Origin of the sequence: Nocardia elegans NBRC 108235, assembly GCF_001612845.1 — a bacterium.
Lineage (GTDB): Bacteria > Actinomycetota > Actinomycetes > Mycobacteriales > Mycobacteriaceae > Nocardia > Nocardia nova.
On record NZ_BDBF01000015.1, the window covers coordinates 19,996 to 39,900 of the forward strand.

20 protein-coding genes are annotated in these 19,905 nt (G+C 66.8%); 9 read left to right on the top strand and 11 right to left on the bottom strand.

Translation table 11 applies throughout. The features are described 5' to 3' along the window. Positions 1-127: 127 nt before the first annotated feature. Both NE2_RS12465 and NE2_RS36240 read right to left on the bottom strand, forming a co-directional pair. Complete coding sequence (locus tag NE2_RS12465; protein WP_167356731.1) at positions 128-919, bottom strand: alpha/beta fold hydrolase; 792 nt, start codon at positions 917-919, stop codon at positions 128-130. 10 nt (positions 920-929) lie between these two features. Further along, positions 930-1,097: a hypothetical protein gene (locus NE2_RS36240; protein WP_167356732.1), complete on the bottom strand. Its 168-nt coding sequence runs from the start codon at positions 1,095-1,097 to the stop codon at positions 930-932. A gap of 180 nt (positions 1,098-1,277) precedes the next feature. Here NE2_RS36240 and NE2_RS12470 point away from each other — a divergent pair, with 180 nt between their 5' ends. From NE2_RS12470 to NE2_RS35660, 7 genes are all read left to right on the top strand, one after another. Then, a complete protein-coding gene (locus tag NE2_RS12470) occupies positions 1,278-2,171 on the top strand; it encodes a family 43 glycosylhydrolase (protein WP_106958408.1) in 894 nt (297 codons plus the stop codon). A 138-nt stretch (positions 2,172-2,309) separates the two neighbouring features. Continuing rightward, complete coding sequence (locus tag NE2_RS12475; RefSeq protein ID WP_063026083.1) at positions 2,310-3,722, top strand: L-fucose/L-arabinose isomerase family protein; 1,413 nt, start codon at positions 2,310-2,312, stop codon at positions 3,720-3,722. A 2-nt stretch (positions 3,723-3,724) separates the two neighbouring features. Further along, a complete protein-coding gene (locus NE2_RS12480; RefSeq protein ID WP_063026084.1) occupies positions 3,725-5,203 on the top strand; it encodes an FGGY-family carbohydrate kinase in 1,479 nt (492 codons plus the stop codon). After that, on the top strand, positions 5,196-6,203 hold the full coding sequence (locus tag NE2_RS12485) for a glycoside hydrolase family 172 protein (RefSeq protein WP_063026085.1): 1,008 nt from the start codon (positions 5,196-5,198) through the stop codon (positions 6,201-6,203). Before NE2_RS12480 ends, NE2_RS12485 begins: the two co-directional genes overlap by 8 nt. Then, the gene (locus NE2_RS12490) at positions 6,204-7,184 is read left to right on the top strand and encodes a zinc-dependent alcohol dehydrogenase family protein (protein ID WP_063026086.1); all 981 of its coding nucleotides are present in this window, start codon (positions 6,204-6,206) and stop codon (positions 7,182-7,184) included. It begins immediately after the preceding gene. Further along, a complete protein-coding gene (gene xylB / locus NE2_RS12495) occupies positions 7,185-8,579 on the top strand; it encodes a xylulokinase (protein ID WP_063026087.1) in 1,395 nt (464 codons plus the stop codon). Between the two features lie 546 nt (positions 8,580-9,125). Beyond that, positions 9,126-9,443 carry a hypothetical protein gene (locus tag NE2_RS35660; protein ID WP_146165174.1) on the top strand — a complete coding sequence of 106 codons (318 nt, stop codon included), beginning with the start codon at positions 9,126-9,128 and terminating at the stop codon, positions 9,441-9,443. Positions 9,444-9,517: 74 nt separating this feature from the next. On the opposite strand, the gene NE2_RS12505 is transcribed toward NE2_RS35660, so the two are convergent. The 3 genes from NE2_RS12505 to NE2_RS12515 form a co-directional block, all read right to left on the bottom strand. Next, on the bottom strand, positions 9,518-9,754 hold the full coding sequence (locus NE2_RS12505; RefSeq protein ID WP_146165173.1) for a hypothetical protein: 237 nt from the start codon (positions 9,752-9,754) through the stop codon (positions 9,518-9,520). Positions 9,755-9,873: 119 nt separating this feature from the next. Continuing rightward, the gene (locus tag NE2_RS12510; protein ID WP_063026090.1) at positions 9,874-11,391 is read right to left on the bottom strand and encodes an MDR family MFS transporter; all 1,518 of its coding nucleotides are present in this window, start codon (positions 11,389-11,391) and stop codon (positions 9,874-9,876) included. Positions 11,392-11,413: 22 nt separating this feature from the next. Next, on the bottom strand, positions 11,414-11,800 hold the full coding sequence (locus NE2_RS12515) for a winged helix-turn-helix transcriptional regulator (protein WP_063026091.1): 387 nt from the start codon (positions 11,798-11,800) through the stop codon (positions 11,414-11,416). Positions 11,801-11,885: 85 nt separating this feature from the next. Between NE2_RS12515 and NE2_RS12520 the strand changes: the two genes are divergently transcribed. Then, positions 11,886-12,866, top strand: a complete 981-nt coding sequence (locus tag NE2_RS12520; protein WP_063026092.1) for a zinc-dependent alcohol dehydrogenase family protein — start codon at positions 11,886-11,888, stop codon at positions 12,864-12,866. 148 nt (positions 12,867-13,014) lie between these two features. Here NE2_RS12520 and NE2_RS12525 read toward each other — a convergent pair whose 3' ends face one another. Then, on the bottom strand, positions 13,015-13,902 hold the full coding sequence (locus NE2_RS12525) for an alpha/beta fold hydrolase (RefSeq protein ID WP_084493996.1): 888 nt from the start codon (positions 13,900-13,902) through the stop codon (positions 13,015-13,017). A gap of 230 nt (positions 13,903-14,132) precedes the next feature. Here NE2_RS12525 and arfB point away from each other — a divergent pair, with 230 nt between their 5' ends. Further along, positions 14,133-14,561: an alternative ribosome rescue aminoacyl-tRNA hydrolase ArfB gene (gene arfB / locus NE2_RS12530; RefSeq protein WP_063026094.1), complete on the top strand. Its 429-nt coding sequence runs from the start codon at positions 14,133-14,135 to the stop codon at positions 14,559-14,561. A 173-nt stretch (positions 14,562-14,734) separates the two neighbouring features. On the opposite strand, the gene dhaL is transcribed toward arfB, so the two are convergent. The 5 genes from dhaL to NE2_RS12555 form a co-directional block, all read right to left on the bottom strand. Next, complete coding sequence (gene dhaL / locus NE2_RS12535) at positions 14,735-15,406, bottom strand: dihydroxyacetone kinase subunit DhaL (RefSeq protein ID WP_063909376.1); 672 nt, start codon at positions 15,404-15,406, stop codon at positions 14,735-14,737. Beyond that, the gene (locus tag NE2_RS12540) at positions 15,403-16,407 is read right to left on the bottom strand and encodes a dihydroxyacetone kinase subunit DhaK (RefSeq protein ID WP_063026095.1); all 1,005 of its coding nucleotides are present in this window, start codon (positions 16,405-16,407) and stop codon (positions 15,403-15,405) included. The genes dhaL and NE2_RS12540 overlap by 4 nt, the downstream gene beginning before the upstream one ends. Before the next feature lie 401 nt (positions 16,408-16,808). After that, on the bottom strand, positions 16,809-17,912 hold the full coding sequence (locus NE2_RS12545; RefSeq protein ID WP_063026096.1) for a CHAP domain-containing protein: 1,104 nt from the start codon (positions 17,910-17,912) through the stop codon (positions 16,809-16,811). Between the two features lie 19 nt (positions 17,913-17,931). After that, on the bottom strand, positions 17,932-18,423 hold the full coding sequence (locus NE2_RS12550) for a hypothetical protein (RefSeq protein ID WP_063026097.1): 492 nt from the start codon (positions 18,421-18,423) through the stop codon (positions 17,932-17,934). Between the two features lie 25 nt (positions 18,424-18,448). After that, positions 18,449-19,861, bottom strand: coding sequence for an amino acid permease (locus NE2_RS12555; RefSeq protein ID WP_218018598.1), 1,413 nt, complete (start codon positions 19,859-19,861; stop codon positions 18,449-18,451). Between the last annotated feature and the right edge of the window lie 44 nt (positions 19,862-19,905).

Genomic DNA, 19,905 nt, shown 5'->3' on the forward strand with positions numbered 1-19,905 from the left:
GTCCGCCGGCACTGATGTTGCGGGGACGCGCAGAGAGTCGCTTCCGGGGCCGGTAGGCGAGGCAGGTCAGCGATCGGCAACGCAACCGGTCGCGCCGGCTGCTGCGCGGGTCCACGGAGGCTCGGGATCACCCGGGTAGCGACTTCGACAGGAATTCCAGCAGGTGCGGTTCCACGGCGTTCGCATCGGTGAGCGAGAGGAAGTGCGCGCCGCCGTCGACGATCACCGGCGGTCCGGCGTTGGGTAATGCCGCGGCCAACTCGACGGCCCGGTCCACCGGATAGGCGGCGTCGGCCGACCCGTGCAGGACCAGGGCGGGGCAGTCGATCTCGGAAGCTCGGTCGAGGATGCTGTCCCGCTCGACCAGTGGGGTCAGGACGCGGTCGATGTGATCTCCGGAAAGCTTGCGCCACTTGGCCTGCCACTCGGTTGCGTCGCGGCGGCCCAGGCAGATGGCGGCGTTCATGTCGAGCAGGTCCTGCGTCGGACCGAGTTCCCGCCATGCGGCAGCGGCCTGCCGGTAGGCGTCGGCGACCTGCGGGTCCTCGGCGGCGCCCGACGTTCCGAGCAACACCAGCGCGGCCACCCGGTCCGGTGCCAGGAGTGCCATTCGCACACCGATGAATCCGCCCTGACTCGTACCCAGCACCGCGCACCGGGCGATTCCGAGGTGGTCGAGCAATCCGAGTGCGTCGCGGGCCACGTCCCAATAGGTGAAGGGGCCGTCGGCGGGCGTTTCGCCGTGGCCGCGCTCATCCATGGCGATCAGCCGGTAGGACTGGCCGAGCGAACGTACCTGCGGGGCGAACATGTCCGCGTCCATCAGGTAGCTGTGCAACAGCAGTACGGCGGGGCCGGAACCGCCGTGGTCGACATAACTCACGACTTGGCCGCTGTCGAGCGTCATCGCTGTCCGCATGCGGCGCAGTCTATTCGGAAGCGGCGATACCGAGATTGTCCCCACCGATGGGGATGGTGTCGCCGATTCCGCCACCCGCACGGATTCGCGACTGACGCCGGGCGATCGGGGTGAGGGCGACTGCGAGTGGGTGGTGAATCTTGTCGGCGCAGTGCAGCGCGATGTGGCCGCTCTCCATCGCGGTGTCATCTACCGTGTCATGGGATGCCGAGACGGTCGTTCACCGGCCTGCGAGGTGAGTGGCCTGCCCGGCTGAATCTCGTGTCGGCCGGAGCTGCGGGCAGAGCCGATCCGCAGTAGGCGTCCCTAGCAGCTTCACACCTGGTACGGCGAACGCGACTGAGGAGAACGGTGGCAGATGACCGAGATCGAGCCTGCTCGTCCTGGGCGATCGGCACGCCAGATGGTGAGCGTTCGAGCCGGGCGTTTCCACACCATCTACGACCCGAGCGCCGGCGAGTCGCAGCGGTGGTACATCAACGACCACACCATCGTTCGCGACGAATCGGGCCGCTGGCACCTGTTCGGCATCACCCATCCCGAACCGGCGGATCCGTTCGACGAGATCGAATTCGCCCACGCCGGTGCCGACGATCTGCAGGGCCCGTGGACCAAACACCCGTCGGCTCTGGTGGTGGACCGCGACTACGGCGAGACGCATCTGTGGGCGCCGTACGTGATCCGCGCCGACGGCCGCTACCACATGTTCTACGCGGGCGGTGGTGACGACCGCACCGCGGCGGCGATCTGTGTGGCCACCTCCGACGACCTGTTCGAGTGGACCCGCGAACCGACCGGGCCGGTGTTTCGCGACGGGTACGACGCCCGCGATCCCATGGTCGTGTGGATCGACGGCCGCTGGGTGATGTACTACGCCGCGACGAGTTCGCCGACGGGCGGCAACTACGTGGTCGCATACCGCACGAGTACCGATCTGCGCACCTGGAGCGAGCGGCGCATCGCGTTCACCGACCCCACGTCGGGCACCGAGGCCGGCAATACCGAATCACCGTTCGTGTTGTCCCACAACGGATCCTGGTATCTGTTCATCGGCCCGCGACCCGATTACGTCGGCACCGACGTGTTCCGCGGCGACAGTCCCTACCACTTCCGGATCGACGACCGTGTCGGCCACATCGCCGCGCATGCCGCCGAGGTGATCGACGACGGCGATCTGTGGATCACCAGTTGCGGCTGGGGTCAGGGCGGAGTGTCGCTGGCTTACCTCGAGATCGGCAGAACCGCACCGTAGATCGTGCCCCGAGTGATATCTCTAGTGGTGCGAGCGCGGCCCGGCGGCGGCAGCCTGCGTTACCACCGAGGACCGTGCGGACCACCATCGGGCACAGCAGCGAGTAGTCCGACCGTTCGTCTCTGGAAGGGATCCGGCGTGGCACGTATCGGTGTGATCAGCATTTCCGACGGACGCGACTATGTGCACGACGGCATAGCCGAGTTCATCCGTACCAACGAGGACCGGCTCGTCGCCGAACTGACCTCCGCCGGACACGAGGTGGTGCGCGGCTCCGCGCCGGTCAGTACCAACACTCTCGCCGTCTCGGTGGCTCGCGAAGTGGCCTCGGCCGGAGTCGATCTGACGGTTCTGCACTACGCGGTGTGGGCCTTCCCGCACTTCACGATGCTCGTCCAGGGAGCCACGCCGGGAGCGTTGCTGCTGCTGTCCAATATCGACCCGGTGCAGCCCGGAATGGTCGGGATGCTGGCGGCCGGGGGAGCGCTGGATCAGATCGGCCGCACCCACACCCGGCTGTGGGGCGACCCGGCCGACCCGGATCTGATCGAGAAGATCGGTGTGCAGGCGGTGGCGGCGTCGGCGGTGTCGAGCTTGCGTGGCTCGACGTTCGGACGGTTCGGCGGCCGGCCGATGGGGATGAACACCGCTGTCGCGAATACCGATCAGTGGCAACGCGTCTTCGGTGTCGACGTCGAGGAGATCGACCAGTGGGAGATCGTGCGCCGCGCGGAAAAGGCTGACACGGCTGAAGTATCGAAGGCCCGGACCTGGCTGGAGGAGACCACCGCGGGCGTGCACTACGACGGTGACAAACTCACGCCGGAGTTGCTGGAGCGCCAGATCCGCTCCTACCTCGCGGTGCGCGAGTTGATCGACGAATGGAACATCGACTTCTCCGGCATCAAGGGGCAGCCCGAACTCACTCAGTACTTCGCCACGATGGACGTCACGGAGGCGTTCCTCAACGACCCGTACGACTGGAACGGTCCGAAACCGACGCACGTGTGCGCCACCGAAGCCGACATGGACGGCGCGCTGACCATGCAACTGCTGAAACAGATCTCGGGGACGCCGGTGTTGTTCGCCGACGTCCGCCACTACCACGCGGACCGCGACATCTGGGATCTGTGCAACTCCGGCCAGCACGCCACCTGGTTCGCGGCGCGCAGCGACGATCCGGCCGAGAACCTGTCCCGCGTGCATCTGTTCCCCGAGGTGTTCTTCTTCCCCGCCGGCGGGGCGTCCGTCCATCATCTCGCGGCCCCGGGGCTGATGACCCTGGCCCGGCTCACGCGCAACGACGGCAACTATCGAATGCAGTTGATGCTCGGTGACTTCGAGACCTACGACGAGGCCACCAACGACGAATTGATGCGCCGGTCGACCCGCGAATGGCCGCACGCGTTCGCGCGGCTGGACGCTCGTGCCGAGGATTTTCTGTCCCGGTTCGGCGCCAACCACATCCACGCCGTGCCCGGTGACCATCGCGGGACCGTGCGGGCCGCGTGTGATCTGCTGGGTGTCACTGTGGACGAATTCACTCGGTGACCATGTTCCTCGGAATCGACATCGGCACATCCGGTTCCAAGGGCGTGCTGACCGACGCCGACGGCAAGGTCCTCGTGCGGGCCGAGCGCCCGCACGAGGTGTCGATGCCGCGACCGGGCTGGGTCGAGCACGACGCGGAAACCGTGTGGTGGGCGGATTTCGTCTCCATCGCTCGCGAATTGGTCGATGCCGCCGCCGGTGCTCGGCTGGAGGGGCTCGGGATCAGCGGTATCGGCCCGTGTCTGCTGCCCGCCGACGCGCAAGGCAATCCGCTGCGGCCGGCCATCCTGTACGGCGTCGACACCCGGGCGACCGTCGAAATCGCCGAGCTGGCAGACGAATTGGGCGAGGCAGCCGTGCTCGAACGGGCCGGGTCGCCACTGACCAGTCAGGCCGTCGGGCCGAAGCTGCGGTGGCTGGCGCGGCACGAGCCGGACGTCTACGCGCGCACCCGCATGCTGCTGATGGCGAGTTCCTTTCTCGTATACCGATTGACCGGGCGCTACGTACTCGACCATCAGTCGGCGAGCCAGTGCGTGCCCATGTACGACCTGCGCAAGCGGGAATGGGCGGATTGGGCCGAGCGCTGCGCACCGGGCCTGGCGCTGCCTGAACTAGCGTGGCCCACAAAGGTAGTAGGTCGGGTGAACGCGGAAGCCGGTGCCGCAACTGGTCTTCCGGAAGGGCTACCGGTCACCACCGGCACCGTCGACGCGTGGGCCGAAGCCGCCAGCGTCGGCGTGCGCGCTCCAGGCGATGCGATGGTCATGTACGGCACCACGATGTTCCTGGTCCAGATCCTTACCCAGCCCCGCCCGCATCCTGGCCTGTGGGGCACCTGCGGCGCATGGCCCGAAACCTATTCGCTGGCAGCGGGAATGGCCACCTCGGGTGCGGTCACCGATTGGCTGCGCCGCCTGGTCGGCGGGGAATTCGGCGACCTGATCGCGGAGGCGGGGGAGGTTCCCGCAGGCAGCCGGGGCCTGTTGATGCTGCCGTATTTCGCCGGTGAACGAACACCCTTGTTCGATCCCGACGCTCGCGGCATCGTCGCCGGTCTCACCACCAGCCATGGCCGCGGTGAGCTGTATCGCGCCGCGCTGGAAGCAACCGGATACGGAGTGCGGCACAACCTGGAGGCGATGTCCGACGCCGGTGGTCGCGCCCGACGCCTGGTTGCGGTCGGCGGTGGCACCAAAGGCGGCCTGTGGACCCAGATCGTGTCCGATGTGACCGGTCTGTCGCAGGAACTGCCGGCGGAGACCGTCGGCGCCTGCCTCGGCGACGCCCTACTCGCCGCCGAAGCCGCGGGCGTCGAGACCTCCGGCTGGAACCCCGTGACCTCGATCATCGAGCCGGACGCCGAACGGCAGGCGATCTACGACCAGTACTACCCGCGCTACCGCGAACTCTACGAATCGACCGCGGGGATCGCGCATTTCCTTGCAGCGGAACAACATCGGGCGGCGAACCATGGCTGAACTCTGGCGTCTCGACGACGCACGCACCCGTTCGATCAGCCCGGAAAACCCGACGGGCGCGCCGGGCGCGGGCGGACGGGCGGAGACCGGCACCGGCGCGGGCGCGGCTCGTGATCTCGGTGTGGGCTGGAAGGTGTCCCCGTCGATCGACCTGGCCCCCGGATCCACCGCGGCACTGGCCGACGTGTCCGGACCGGGAGTGATCCGGCACTTCTGGCTGACCACAGACCGCACGGCGCTGCGCCGGCTGACACTGAACTTCACCTGGGACGACGACTCGCGGCCGTCTATCGACGTGCCGCTGGGCGACTTCTTCTGCAACGGCTGGGACGAACTGGCGCTGGTGAGTTCGGAAATGGTGGTGGTCGCACCCGCCGGCGGCCTGAACAGCTACTGGCCCATGCCTTTTCGAGAACGCGCCCGCGTCACCCTGCACAACCCGACCGAACAATCGGTGCCGGTCTACTACCAGCTCACCTACGACGAGACCGAGGTAGGGGAGGACGCCGGCTACCTGCATTGTCAACGGCGACAGAGCAATCCGCTGGGCACACCGGCCGTGCACACCATCATCGATGATGTCCGGGGTCGCGGCCGCTACGTCGGCACTTATCTGGCGATCGCACCGAATGCGCCCGGTTGGTGGGGTGAGGGCGAGGTCAAGTTCCATCTCGACGGTGACGACGAGTACCCGACTATCTGCGGCACCGGCACCGAGGACTATTTCGGCGGCGCCTGGAACTTCGACCTCGACGGCGCCTACCGCGACTATTCCAGCCCCTATCTCGGCCTGCACCAAGTACTTCCGCACGACGAGATCTACACGCCACAACAACGATTCGGCATGTACCGCTGGCACGTGCGCGACCCCATCCGCTTCCACCGGGAGCTGCGTGTGACGCTGCAGGCGCTGGGCTGGCAGGACGGCGGACGGTATCTGCCGTTGGCCGACGCCGATATCGCCACCACCGCATGGTGGTACCAGGAAAGGGGAAGGTAGATGCGCGCGTTGGTGATCGAGAAACCCGGCGAATACTCGGTGCAGACGATTCCCGACCCGACGCCCGGCCCCGGCGAGGTGGTCGTCGAGGTAGCCGCGGTGGGCATCTGCGGCACCGACATCCACATCGTCGAAGGCGAGTTCCCGCCCACGCCGTATCCGATCGTGCCCGGCCACGAATTCTGCGGCCGGATCGTCGACGGCCCGAGGTCCGGTGAGAAGGTGGCCGTAGACCCGTCGCTGTTCTGCGGCGCCTGCCACTACTGCCGCATCGGCCGCGGCAACCTCTGCGAACGCTGGGGCGCGATCGGCGACACGGTGAACGGCGCCATGGCCGAATACGTAGCGGTCCCGGAGGCGAACTGCTTCTCGATATCCGACGATCTGCCCGCCTCGCACGGCGCACTGGTGGAACCACTATCGTGCGCCGTGCACGGATTCGACGGCCTGCCAAGAACATTGGGCTCGCACTACCTGATCTACGGAGCCGGAACAATGGGCCTGATGATGCTGCAACTCGCGGTCGCCGCGGGCGCGGCCTCGGTCTCGGTGGTCGACCTCAACACCGACCGGTTGCGGGTAGCCCGCACACTCGGCGCGGACGCGGTCGCCACCAACGCCGACGAGTTCGACCGCCCACACGGATGGGAAGTCGTGATCGACTGCACCGGCGCGATCCCGGCGATCGAAGACGGCCTCACTCGCGTCCGCCGCGGCGGCACCTACCAGCAATTCGGCGTCGCACCCGGCGACGCGACGGCCGCCATCTCACCCTTCCGCATCTACAACGACGAGATCACCATCGTGGGATCGATGGCGGTGGTGCACAGCTTCGGTCGCGCCGTCGACCTGGTACGCAAGGGCGCGATCGACGCGGACACCATGGTGACCCACACCTTCGGACTCGACCAGTTCTCCGAAGCGCTGCAAGCGTTCCGCGACGGCATCGGCCGCAAGATCCAGATCGCGCCGCGCGGATAGATGGCCACCGTCGCCGGAGTCGACAGCTCCACCCAATCCTGCAAGGTCGTGGTGTGCGACGCCGACACCGGTGAGGTCCTGGCAAGGGGGCAAGCCCCGCACCCCGACGGCACCGAGGTCGCGCCCGAGGCCTGGTGGACCGCGCTGCAGCAGGCGGGGGAGGGGCTGCTCGACGACGTCGACGCAGTGTCGATCGCCGGCCAGCAACATGGTTTGGTGGCACTCGACCGCTCGCACCGCCCCGTCCGAGATGCCCTGCTGTGGAACGACGTCCGCTCCGCCGAGGCGGCCGACGACCTTGTCGCCGAGCTAGGCGGCCCGCAGGTGTGGCTGGATGCGGTCGGCAGCGTCCCGGTCGCCGCGTTCACCGTGGCGAAGCTGCGCTGGATGGCCGACCACGAGCCTGAACTCGCTGACCGGGTCGCCCGAGTGATGCTTCCGCACGACTACCTCACGTGGCGGGCGCGCGGTGGCGGCGATGCCGTACCCACCACCGATCGCAGCGACGCCTCGGGCACCGGATATTGGTCTGCGGTGGAGGGCAGGTATCGAGAAGATTTGCTGGCCAATGCCTTCCGAGGCCGGACCCCGGAGCTTCCGACGGTGCTGGAACCGTCGGAGATCGCCGGACACACCCCATCGGGCGCGATCGTCGCCGCGGGTGCGGGGGACAACGCCGCGGCGGCACTCGCGCTCGGAATCGGCGACGGCGACGTGGTGATCTCGCTGGGCACCAGCGGCACAGCGTTCGCACGGACATCGCGCCTGACAACCGATCCGTCCGTCAACGGATTCGCCGACGCGACAGGCCGATTTCTGCCGTTGGTGTGCACCCTCAACGCCGCCCGAGTGCTCGAGGCGATGGCCACGGCCCTGGGAATCGGCATTGATGAACTCGACGCACTGGCCCGCCAGGCCCCACCAGGCGCCGACGGGCTCGTTCTGCTGCCGTACCTGTCCGGCGAACGCACCCCGAACCTGCCGCACGCGACAGGCAGCCTGCACGGATTGCGGGCGGAGACGATGCAACCCGCACACCTGGCGCGCGCGGCAGTCGAGGGGATGCTGTGCAATATGGCCGACGCGATCGACCGCCTCCGTGCGGCCGGCGCGACACCTCGGCGAGTTCTGCTGATCGGCGGCGCTTCGCGTTCGGCGTTTGTCGCCGAGACCGCCGCGCAGATCTTCGGTGCGGCGGTGACCGTGCCGGAGCCCGAGGAGTACGTTGCGCTCGGTGCCGCACGGCAGGCCGCGTGGGCGCTGCGTGGCGTTCCCGAACCGCCGCAGTGGCCCCCAGCCGCGACCGCCGAGATTCCGGTGCTCGAGAACGGTGCGGTGGGGTCGAGGATCCGCAGTGCTTATGCGCAAGTGCGGGAATCGTTGTACGGCATCTGAGTCCATATTACCAAGCATCGATCTCGGGAACCGCGATGCCGGGTGCGAACGGTTTCGATCCGAACGTTTCGATCACCAGAATCGGCAGTTTCAGGATCTACGAACGGCCAGTTGGCCTGGTGCCGTCCCTTTAGACCACGTCTTACGTGGTTGTGATTCGGTTCTGCTGTGTCGGATCCGGTTGTGCTGCAAGATGTTCAGCTTGTGGTCGATGAGTTGTTCGAACGCCCTGTCCCAGAAGAACTATGGGCTCTGGCCGAGCCGCTGCGTCCGGAGTTGACCCTCGCCCGCAAGGCGGCGGCACAGCGGTGGGAACCGTCTCGGTTGTCACCGCGTCATAGCTAGCGAACAACGCAGACGCTTGGGGGGATTGCATTGTGGAGCAATCGGTTTCACGACACCGTGTCAGTGGGGAGGTAACATGGTCATCAGGAGAGCTGTCGCCGCAGTAGTTCTCATGTTGGTGGGTTTGGCCGCTGCGGTGGCGTCGTCGGCATCGGCACAGCCGGTTCCCGCATCTCATCAGTTCACACCCAATGACCCGTCGTGGGTCAGGAGAACAATGTCGCGCGGTTCACTGGTCAGGTGGACTATTCGAGCATGACGTTTGCCTGGTCGCTCCGGTTGAGTCCTTCAGTTCAGGCGATCGTTTTGGGGCCGATGACGTGTTGGACCACGATCAGCGGAGTTTCGGGAAATTCCGACAATCATGCGGATATTCCGGCGGATTACCTGCTGCATTCGAGTGTGGCGATCCGGCGAGGGGCGAATTACAGTCTTCGCAGCCGGTGTGACTTCAAGGTCATGACGGATACCGGTCCAACACCCTCGAATGTTGTGACGGCGATCGATTTCAGCGCCTGATTGCCGACGGCTACGGAATTGGAGGGTCTGCTCGCACCATAGTTCGAGCAGACCCTCTGCTTATCCGTTGAGATTCAGGGCCAAGTAACTTTGATGGCCCGTAGGTCATGTGAATCTTGTTGAGCGGCCTCGTATTCCACCTCAACCGAGTCGTCGAGGGCAACGTCACCGAAATCTTTGTGCTCACCCAGCGAGTCGAGGCCGAACCAGACATGCGAACCGTCTTCGGTCTCGATTATTCCAGTGGCGCGCTTGTCGTTCCAGCGCCAGACCCTTCCCCTGGCATGCTGCACTTCTCGCTCAATCTCCACGTACTCGATTATGCCTACGACGGTGTCGGCAAAGTGCTCTTGCGGCGAGCGCTCGGCGAATCGGGGTTCGAAGTGCCGAGCCGGTGCGGGCAGCGGCGAGTTCCGCGATCGCATTTCGGTCAGATGCCCGGCGCAACCGGTGTCTCGTCACGCTCCCGAGCCGCGTGCCGCGGCAGGAACATGGCCGGGACGATGATCACCGCGGTGAGCCCGAATGCCACCCAGAACGCGAAGCCGAAGGAGTCGGCGAGCAGGGGTCCGATCACCGGCATCAGTTGGGGCGGGACGGAGCTGATCTGGCCGGAACCACCACTGCCGGAGGGCAATCCGTGCTCGGTCAGCTGCTCGGAGAGGTGCTGCGTCAGCGCCGTCACGAGCAAGGCGCTGCCGAGCGACGCACCGATCTGCTGGATGGCGGAGAGTGTGGGTGCTGCGCGTGTTACGGCGTCCTTGCCCAGTTCCGTGTAAGCAGCCGAAATGGTCGGCATCATCACCGCGCCGAGGCCCGTACCGCGCACGAACAGGGCCACACAGAGCCAGGCGTACGAGGTGTCGGTGCCCACGTGCGTGAACGGGAGGGTGCCGATCAGGCCGAGCACGACGCCGACCGGAACCACGTAGCCGGCGCCGATACGGTCGGTGAGCCGGCCACCGATCACCACCGCCACTATCGCACCCAAACCCTGGGGTGCGAGCAGCAGGCCGGCGTCGAGCGGGCCCTGTCCGCGCACGGTTTGGTAGTACAGCGGGAGTAGCAGCATGCCGCCGAACAGTCCGATGGCGACGAGGAATACCGCGATGGTTCCACTGGCGAACAGGCGGTTGGTGAGCAGGCGGACGTCGACGATCGAGTCGGGCCCCTTGTGCAGACTGTGCCAGGTGTAGAGGGCCAGGCCCGTGCCGCCGCCGATGAGCCAGCCGAGCACGCCCCACCCGGTGAACCCGCCGTGCGAGCTGGCCTGCGACAGCCCGTAGAGGAGGCTGACGAGGCTGCCGGAGAGCAGGATCAGTCCCCGCAGGTCGAGTCGGCCGTGCTCGGGCACGGTGTCACCGTGTGGGAGCTTCCAGACCGCGAGCGTGACAGCGAGGGCGCCGACGGGCACGTTGACGAGGAAGATCCAATGCCAGCTCGTGTACTGGACCAATAGGCCGCCGATCACCGGGCCGAATACCGGTCCCAGCAGCATGGGGACACCGAGGATGGCCATGGCCCTTCCGAGGCGTTGCGGGCCCGCGGCTCGGGTGATGATCGCCTGCCCGGCGGGCAGCAACATGCCGCCGCCGAGTCCCTGCAGGATGCGGAAGGCGATCAGGCTGTCGATGGACCAGGCGGTCGCGCACAGAGCAGAGCCCGCCACGAACAGACTCACCGCGGTGACCCAGACCGGTTTGGGCCCGAACCGATCCATCGCCCATCCGGTGACCGGGATGACCAGGGCCACCGCCAGCAGGTAACCGGTTACCACCCACTGTGTCGTGGACAGGGTCGCGCCGAGTTCGGTGCTCAACGAATCCAGGGCGACGTTCACGATCGTGGTGTCGAGGACCACCATGATCATTCCGGACACGATGACGAGCCCGGTGACGATCACACTGCGGTCGAGCTTGCCCGACTGCTGCGCGGTGGACGATTCCATATCAGCTCCCTCGTTGAAGGGCTCAACTCGCCGGCCGGTCGCGGGCAGAGGCGGCGTCGGCGGCCGCCTCCTGGAAGTCGACGATGTCCCCGCCGTGGTCCCTCGCCCAGTTCGTCAGGACATCGATGGGTTCGACGAGGGTGCGGCCGAGTTCGGTGAGGCTGTACCGGACCTGCCGTGGGGCTTCGGCACGGCGTTCGACCAGACCGTACTGCTGGAGTCGGCGCAGCGTCTGGGTGAGGACCTTGCGTGAGATACCGCCACCGATGAGGGCGACGAGCTCGCCGTGCCTGCGCGGCTCATGGCTGAGCCCGAAAAGTACGAGCACGGCCCACTTGTCGGAGATGATCTCGACCGCCAGCCGTGTGGGGCAGTCGGCGAGGAAGGCCGGTCCGGCGGTGTTCTGCATGGAATTCGAAGGTACCAGGAGGTAACCGAGGTGTCCGTAGCGTTTTCCGCAGCAACGAATTCAGCCGGAAGCGGAGGAAACATTCATGTCACGAGTCGTCGTATTCGACCAGTTCGGCGGTCCTGATGTCATGCATCTCATCGAGGAGCCGGTCGTCGAGCCCGCGGCCGGCGAAGTGCGGGTCAGGATCGAAGCGTTCGCCGTCAACCCGCTCGACCGGATGATGCGTTCCGGTGTCTCGCCCGCGCCCGTCGCGCTGCCGCACGCTCGCCTCGGCGTCGAGGGAACCGGCGTCATCGACGCGGTCGGCCCGGAGGTCGCCGGTCTGCAGACCGGCGATCCGGTTGTTCTCACGGCCGTTCCGGACGCGAACATCCGGGGTAGTTACGCCGAATACACCACGGTCCCGGCGAGCCGGGTCGTCGCGCGGCCGGCCGGGCTCGCAGTCGTTGAGGCGGCGGCGGTCTGGGTCGCGTACTCCACGGCCTACGGCGCGCTCGTCGAGAAGGCCGGGATGCGTCCCGGTGACCACGTGCTCGTCACGGCCGCGTCCGGCGGGGTGGGCCGGGCGGCGATGCAGATCGCGAATCAGATCGGCGCCGTGCCCCTCGCTGTCACCCGGGATGCCGCGAAGAAGGACGAGTTGATCGCCGCCGGTGCCGCCGCGGTCATCGCCACCGACCAGGTGAACATCGCCGAGGCCGTCCGTCACCACACCGGCGGATCCGGCGCCGACATCGTCCTCGACCTCGTCAGGGGGCCGGGGCAGCGCGAGCTCGTGGCGGCGGTCCGTCCCGGTGCAACGTTGGTCGCCGCGGGCTTCCTGGATCCGCGGCCGACCCCTTTCCCCGATGGCGTGCCGCTCACGCTGCACACCTACCAAAGTTTCGAGCACACCCTCGACGCCGTGGTGGTCAAGCGTATGGCGGCCTTCTTGACCGCCGGCGTACGCCTCGGCGCGGTGCGGCCCGCCATCGACAAGGTATTCGCGATCGACGATGTGGTCGAGGCACACCGTCACCTCGAGAAAGGAGTCCACGCCGGGAAGATCGTCGTCACGGTGTAGATCGTCGTCCCGGTATGCGCATCCCGATCGGCGGGCACTTCTCTCGGGGATGGACACCGAGTTTTTCACTTTCGCTGCGCTGCAGAGCAATTCGGACATACTTCGGTGTTCTGGAGCGGCATCCAGTCGATGTCATGTTCACCCTGTCTCAGGACGTCTCTCCGTCGGGCGGGTACGGGGCGAGCATGGCGGCAGCGACCTGGTCGGCCGCAGCGTGGCGCAGGGCGGTGCCCATGCCATCGAGAACGAGCAGTCGCGCACCGGGGATTTCGGCGGCGAGAGCCTCGCCGTTGCCGACCGGGAAGAACGGGTCGGCGCGACCGTGCACGACGAGCGTGGGCATGTCGAGTTCACCGAGTCGGTCCCGCCAGCGCGGCGCGCAATCGATCCGTGAGAACACCATCCCGAGCTGATTCGCCTGGTGCACCGCGAGATCGTTCGACGGCGTCCGGTCCCAGATCCGGGCTGCCGTCGCGCGCACTTCCTCCCGATCGTTGCCCATCGGCTCGGCCCCCGCGGCGGCGAAGGCCGCGACGGAGTCCTGGTCGGTCCAGTCCGGCTGCGGGCGGGAGAACAGTGGGCCCATGACCGCGAAGTCGTGGTCGGGCAGGTCCTCGTCGACCGGGCCCGGCGCCACCGGCCGGGTGCCGACGAGGGTCAGTGCGGAGAACCGGTCCGGGTGGTCCAGGGCGGCGACCTGAGCAACCATCCCGCCGACGCCGACTCCACCGAGGTGGGCGGTGCCGGCGCCGAGCGCCTCGACCAAGGCAGCCGCGTCGGCGGCGAGATCCCGCAGGTCGTAGGCCGGATTCTCGGGGTCGAGGGTCGTCGACGCGCCGGAGTCGCGCAGGTCGTAGCGGACCACCCACCGTCCTCCGGCCGCGAGCCGATCGCACAGCGCGTCAGGCCAGGACAACATCGTGGTGCCGCCGACCAGCAGGACCAGCGGATCGTCCGCGCGGCCGAAGCTCTCGATACCGAGTTCCACGCCGTTCGCCCGTACCGAGGTCGTGCCCATGGGAAACGGTCTCGTCATGCCTGAACTCCTGTCCATCGGTATACCCGGAGGTATCGACGACACAGTCACCAGAAAGTCATCGGTGCACTCCCCGCAACCGTCCGAATGCGGCATTACCCTGCGGTTCAGCCAGATGTGCTTGTTTACGCGTCGACGAGGTCGTCGCTATCGTGAACGACAAGTTCGCAGTTCAGTCGCAACCTGACCGACGTGGCTTGATCGTTTCGAGGATCGGAAGGCGCGGTCTGATGGCAGAGGACCTGACCGTGACTCGGGGACTGGTGATACCGGGGTCCGAGTTGCGCGAGCGATTCTCGCGGTCGTCCGGTCCGGGCGGGCAGCACGTCAACACCACCGACAGCCGGGTGGAGCTGTCGTTCGACCTCGCCAACTCGCCCTCGGTGCCGGAGTGGCTGCGCACCCGGATGCTCGACCGCCTGACCACCCGCCTGGTCAACGGGGTGCTGACGATCGCGGCATCGGAGCAACGCGCGCAGCTGCAGAACCGCGCTGTCGCCCGCGAACGCCTGGCCTCGCTACTGCGTGACGCCGCTGCCGCCCCGCCACCTGTTCGCCGCGCCACCAAACCGTCGCGCGGAGCCAAGGAACGCCGCATCGCCGCGAAGAAGCGGCGCGGCGTCACCAAACGGAATCGCAGAATCTCCCCCGACGACTAGCGCCGCGTCCGGAACGGTTGATGCTGTAACTCGGGGCGAGTTGATCACCGCCGGAGGCCGTACCGGGAGGTGCTCGTCCGGTCCGGCCCACGGTGAACCAATCGTGCGAACCTCGGCATTCTTGCTCCCGCTTGCCGCCCGAATAGCCTCCGCGACTCGAAAACGCTTGCGCCTCAATCATTGCCCGATGTCGAGCCGGATACCACATCGAGCAGACGCACGCGCTCCTCGTTCGAAATCTCCGTTCCGGATACCGGCTCCGCGAGTACACACAGCAGTAGCGCCACGCCTACCGCCCCCGGGTCGGGGTGGCCGACGGCGCGCTCGCCGACGTAACTCGCGCGACCGCGACGTGCCCGCAGGTCCGCGGTCGACAGTGCGCCGTCCACTGCGGCGCTCACCATCGCGGCGACATCGTCGTCACCGCCACTCAGCGCCTCGACGGCGGGAACGAGCGCGTCGACCATGGTGCGGTCGCCGACTTCCGCCTCGCCGACGCGTTGGATGGCGGCGAGACCATCGCTGATACCGGACCTGAGGGCGTCGATGTAGGAATCCGACCGCGCGGCCCGGGTGCCGAGTGATTGGAACAGGAGTCCGAACAGCGGGCCGCTCGTGCCTCCGACCTCGTCGAGGAAGACCGCTCGCACCGTATCCCACGGGGCGGGGGAGTCCGGTGCGGCGAGGCGGTCGGCGACCTCGGAGAAACCCTCGCGCAGATTGACGCCGAAATCTCCGTCGCCGGTGATCTCGTCCAGCGTTGTCAGTGCGGGCTCGGCGGCGATGAACACCTCGTGCAGTCGGGCGACGGTGGTGTCGAGCGTCGTCATTGCCTCGCTGGTCATCGTGCGGTGCCCTTCCAGGCGGGTGCGCCGGTCGGGGCGTGCCAGAGATCGAGCCAGCCGTCGGCGAGTTGGGTGAGGGTGATCGAGAAGCCGCTCATGTCCAGTGCTGCGACGAATGTGCCGACCTGGACCGCCGAGATTTCGCGTCCTCGGGCGGTGAGGGTGCGCGCCGCGAGCTCGAGAACTGTGCAGAGTTCGAGTTCTGTCGTCGCACCGAGCCCATTGATCAACAGTAACAACGGTTTTCGAGGATCACCGGGCAGTGAGGTGAGGATATCGGTGAGCATCCGGTCGACAAGTTCCGCGAGTGGTGGCCTGGTGATCGAGGTCGAGGCGCGTTCGCCGTGAATTCCCACCCCGTATTCGAGCTGATCCGGTTCGAGTTCGAAGGCGCGCGCCCCGGTATTCGGTGACGTGAGCGCCTGGGTGGCCACCGCGATACTGCGGCTGTGCGCGGCCACCTCGCGGCCGAGCGCGGTCAGCGAGGTGAGCGTGTCACCGCGGTCCGCGGCGGCGCCGAGGATCTTTTCGACAACGATGGTCGCGGCGGTACCGCGTCGTCCCGTCGCCGTCTCGTCCGATTCGGTGGCGACGTCGTCGTCGACGAGTACCCGGCCGACCTCGATACCGTCGGCGGCGAGCCGTTCTGCGGCGATACCGAAATTGATCTTGTCTCCGGTGTAGTTCTTGACGATGTGCAGCACCCCACCGTCACGAGCGACGGCCTTGCTCGCCTCGTAGACCTGGCGGTTGTGCGGCGAGGCGAAGATCTTTCCCGGTACGGCCGCGTCGAGCATTCCCATTCCCACGAATCCGACGTGCATCGGCTCGTGGCCGGAACCGCCGCCGGAGACGAGGGCGACCCGCCGTGTCGGCGCACCGCGATCGTGGTGCACGAACAGTGGGTCGGTGGTTATCCGGACCCACGGGTTTCGGCGCACGAACCCTTGCAGCGAAACCTCGGGGCCCTGGCCTGGTTCGTGCAGGAACAGTGCGGGCACAGATATCCTCCTCGTCGATCGACGGCGCGATGTCCAGTATCACGGAGCGGGGGTGCTGCCCCGGCCCGGATTCCCGATCTTCATGAGCCGCAGGCGGAATGAACGTCCTCTCACCCCATCGCCGTGGGGCGGACATGCCGGATATCGGTTCGGTAGTCACGGAACAGTGCCGGACGGGCTTCGTCGACGGTCGAATGCGATGGGGAGACCACTGAGAAGGTCATATCCGCCACCGGCACCGGCGATCAGGATCCGCTCGCAGTCGCGCAGTCGGTGCAGTATCGGGGTGTCGAACAGCGTGGGCGCAGACATTTGTCGCAGTATTCAGCACCCTCGTCTCCATGGCGGTGCGCGACTTCCCTGGGCTGACGAAGCCGCGAGGTCGGAAATCGATTGCAGTACTACGCCTCGACACCATTGTTCTGCGCCGGTGGATGAATCACCCCGTTCACGTAGCTGCTGCCTGGCGAGTACGTGTGCTCACGCACCGCATCACCCGAATTGCCTTCGATCGTGTGAATAGTGCCGTTGGCATCGACCTTCTCGACCAGGCCGATGTGGCCGACTCCGTTCAGGACAATGAGGTCGCCCACCTGGGCGCGGGAGGCTTTGTCGGCGAGCCCGTGGCGTTGCACCTCTGCCCAGATCGTGGGCACGCTGACGGCCAGCCCGTGACTGTCGGTGGCGGTCCAATTCAACGGGATGTGCGCCTGCTTCCAGGCCCAGGTGGCGAAAGCCGCGCACCACGGCCCGTCGATGTTGTAGGGCTTGCCCGGCAGGTGGTTGACGCCTGTTTCGTGGACGTTGAGCTGGCTCATGGCGGCCTGGATGGCGCCAGGGGCACCGGGCGCCAACGGAAGCGGGACAATGCTTCCCGGCCCTGCCGGCGTGCCGGGCGTCGTACCGACGCTTGGCCTGCCGCCGGACGGATATGCCGCGGTGGGGCGGTAGGTGGGGACCGAATTCTCGATGGTTCGCTTCTGGTTCTGGATCTGCCTCGCGGCAGACCCGACCTTGCCGTGCACATAGCTGACAGCGTCGAGGGCAGCGGCGATCAGGCGCAGTTCGTCGCCTGGTGCCAACGGTTGATGGCTCTCGTTCATCTTCGACGCGTCTTCGAGCGTGCCTTGGAGGCGGTGCACCTGGGCCATGCAGTCGGTGAAGGTCCCGTTCGAGGTGTCGAAGGTGGAGTAGTAGGCCTTACGGACGTCGTCGTTGTGGCCGCTGATCGCCACCTTGGCGGCGCGTATCTTCGCCAGCGTCGCGGCGTGGCTGTCGACCAGGGCGGCGTAGTCGTGTTTGTCGTCGAGTCCGTCGTGGAGCAGTCCTTGCTTGCCCAATTGGTACAGCAGGTCGGGCTGTTCGGCCGGCTTTCCCGAGGCCAGCAAGCCGATCGATCGGCGCAGCGCCGTCTGCACCGCGTCGAGAACGGCAATGAGGCCGTTGTGTGCTCCGGCCGGCGGAGTCAGGGTGATGTCGCTGAGGTGAAATGTGCTCGGGCTCATCGTGTTACCTGCGGGAGAGTCACGATCGGGGACGGCGGTCGGGGTCGGGGTGAGCGGCGCGCCACCTGAGCAACCCGGCGATCAGCGCGTCGACTTGGCTGCCCGACAGGATAACTGTGCCGCATCGCGCGGGTTCGGTGATCGAGAATCTGAGCTCGTCCTCCGATATCGCCGGTTTCTCGCAGCCGAGCAGCGGTGCCTCGGCCGCGATATACCCGTCGAGCATGGTCCCGATGTAGTAGGTCGGGTTGTCGTCCGGGCCGAAGGTGAGCCGACTGCCCAGCATGCGATCGACGATCGCGTAGATCTCGGGCATGAACTGTTCCGGCGGCCGGCCCGAATCGCGTGCGTGTTCCTCGATCATCGCAGCGAGCGGGCCGGTCGGATCGCCACTGGCAGAAACGATTTCATCGACGCTGTGGCAGCTCCAGTCGATGTCGCCGTGCTCCATCCGGTCGGTGATTACCGACATCAAGCGGACGGCCAGGTCCTTGTCGGTGTGTCGGGGCATGCGGTCGGCCTTTCGGATACGAGTCTTACCCGCCGACGGTGTGGCTGGGCGTGGCGGAAGGGACAGAAGTGGTTCGGCGATGTCGTTGATGGACCAACCCCGCGCATATCGCCGCTGCGCTCACGGCTGTGGTCAGCGCCAGGGAGTTTCGCGTCGCGGAGGTGAAGGCCATGGCCGCCACGATGGTGACCAGCGCCGCGGCCACCAGATACGACAGGTAGGGGTGCCACCACATCCGGACTCCGCGTTCGTAATCGACGTCGGCTCGCTCGTCGCGACGGGAGACGATTTGCGTGGCGCAAATGCAGAGATAGACCACGACGGCCACCGATCCCGACGAGTTCAACAAGAAGGTGAACACCGCGCCTGTCGGCAGGAAGTAGTTCGCGCCGACCGCGACGAATCCCGCACTGGCGGCGGCGAGCACCGCCGCGACGGGCACGGCGGATGCTCCTGGGCGGCCGAGGAGCGCCGGCGCCTCCCCGCGCTGGGCCAGCGAGAACAACATCCGCGAAGACGAGTAGATGCCCGAATTGAGGCACGAAAGTACGGAAGTGAGCACGATGAGATTCATCACCGTCCGAGCTCCGGGGAGCCCCAGTGTGGAAAGAACTGCGGTATAGGGGCTCTCGGTGACCACGGCGGCATTCCAAGGCAGCAACGTGACCACGACGAGCACGGAACCCACGTAGAAGATCACGATGCGCCAAGCGACACTGCGCATGCTGCGCCTGACCGCGCGGCCGGGATCGGCGGCCTCACCGGCGGCGATGGTGACCAGTTCGGTGCCGAAATAGGAGAAGAACACCGTCAGCACGGCCACCAGTACGGGGCCCCCGCCGCGAGGGAACAATCCGCCGTGTCCGAGCAGGTTCGTGGTGCCCGGTGAGCTGTGATGGGGCAGCAGCCCCAGGATCGCGGCACCGCCGATACCGATGAACAAGACGATCGCGGTGACCTTGATCAGCGCGAACCAGAACTCGAACCGCGCGAACGAGGTCACCGCGGTCAAGTTCACCGCGGTGAGGGCGGTCATGAAGCCCAGAGCGGCGAGCCAGGTGGGCACCGCGGGTGCGAGCTGGTGCGCGATCGCGGCGCCGGCGATCGCCTCGAAAGCCACTGTGACACACCAGTGATAGGCGTAGAGCCATCCGACAGCGAGGCCCGCCCACGAACCCAGCTCCCGTGAGGCGTAGGCGGAGAACGAACCCGTGGCCGGGTGGGCGGTGGCGAGTTCGGCGAGCATCCGCATGACGAGCACGACCAGCAGTCCGGTGCACAGATATACGAGCACGATCCCCGGCCCGACGGCCGAAATCGTTGCACCACTGCCGACGAACAGTCCGGCGCCGATGACGCCGCCGATACCGATCATCGTCATCTGGCGGGTGCTGATGGCGCGTTGCAGGTTTTCCGACGTGGACAGCGAGGTGGGCACGGTGGCGCCTTCTTCCTGAACCTCTGGGCTGTGACCCAGGTAAT

Excerpts from the sequence above, each read along its gene's own strand:
- NE2_RS12550 (WP_063026097.1), bottom strand. The coding sequence starts at position 18,423 with ATGCCCCGACACACCGACAAGGACCTGGCCGTCCGCTTGATGTCGGTA.
- NE2_RS12510 (WP_063026090.1), bottom strand. The coding sequence starts at position 11,391 with ATGGAATCGTCCACCGCGCAGCAGTCGGGCAAGCTCGACCGCAGTGTG.
- NE2_RS12465 (WP_167356731.1), bottom strand. The coding sequence starts at position 919 with ATGCGGACAGCGATGACGCTCGACAGCGGCCAAGTCGTGAGTTATGTC.
- NE2_RS12545 (WP_063026096.1), bottom strand. The coding sequence starts at position 17,912 with ATGAGCCCGAGCACATTTCACCTCAGCGACATCACCCTGACTCCGCCG.
- NE2_RS12490 (WP_063026086.1), top strand. The coding sequence starts at position 6,204 with ATGCGCGCGTTGGTGATCGAGAAACCCGGCGAATACTCGGTGCAGACG.
- NE2_RS12470 (WP_106958408.1), top strand. The coding sequence starts at position 1,278 with ATGACCGAGATCGAGCCTGCTCGTCCTGGGCGATCGGCACGCCAGATG.
- NE2_RS12520 (WP_063026092.1), top strand. The coding sequence starts at position 11,886 with ATGTCACGAGTCGTCGTATTCGACCAGTTCGGCGGTCCTGATGTCATG.
- dhaL (WP_063909376.1), bottom strand. The coding sequence starts at position 15,406 with ATGACCAGCGAGGCAATGACGACGCTCGACACCACCGTCGCCCGACTG.
- NE2_RS12480 (WP_063026084.1), top strand. The coding sequence starts at position 3,725 with ATGTTCCTCGGAATCGACATCGGCACATCCGGTTCCAAGGGCGTGCTG.
- NE2_RS12515 (WP_063026091.1), bottom strand. The coding sequence starts at position 11,800 with ATGCAGAACACCGCCGGACCGGCCTTCCTCGCCGACTGCCCCACACGG.
- arfB (WP_063026094.1), top strand. The coding sequence starts at position 14,133 with ATGGCAGAGGACCTGACCGTGACTCGGGGACTGGTGATACCGGGGTCC.
- NE2_RS36240 (WP_167356732.1), bottom strand. The coding sequence starts at position 1,097 with ATGGAGAGCGGCCACATCGCGCTGCACTGCGCCGACAAGATTCACCAC.
- xylB (WP_063026087.1), top strand. The coding sequence starts at position 7,185 with ATGGCCACCGTCGCCGGAGTCGACAGCTCCACCCAATCCTGCAAGGTC.
- NE2_RS12525 (WP_084493996.1), bottom strand. The coding sequence starts at position 13,902 with ATGACGAGACCGTTTCCCATGGGCACGACCTCGGTACGGGCGAACGGC.
- NE2_RS12485 (WP_063026085.1), top strand. The coding sequence starts at position 5,196 with ATGGCTGAACTCTGGCGTCTCGACGACGCACGCACCCGTTCGATCAGC.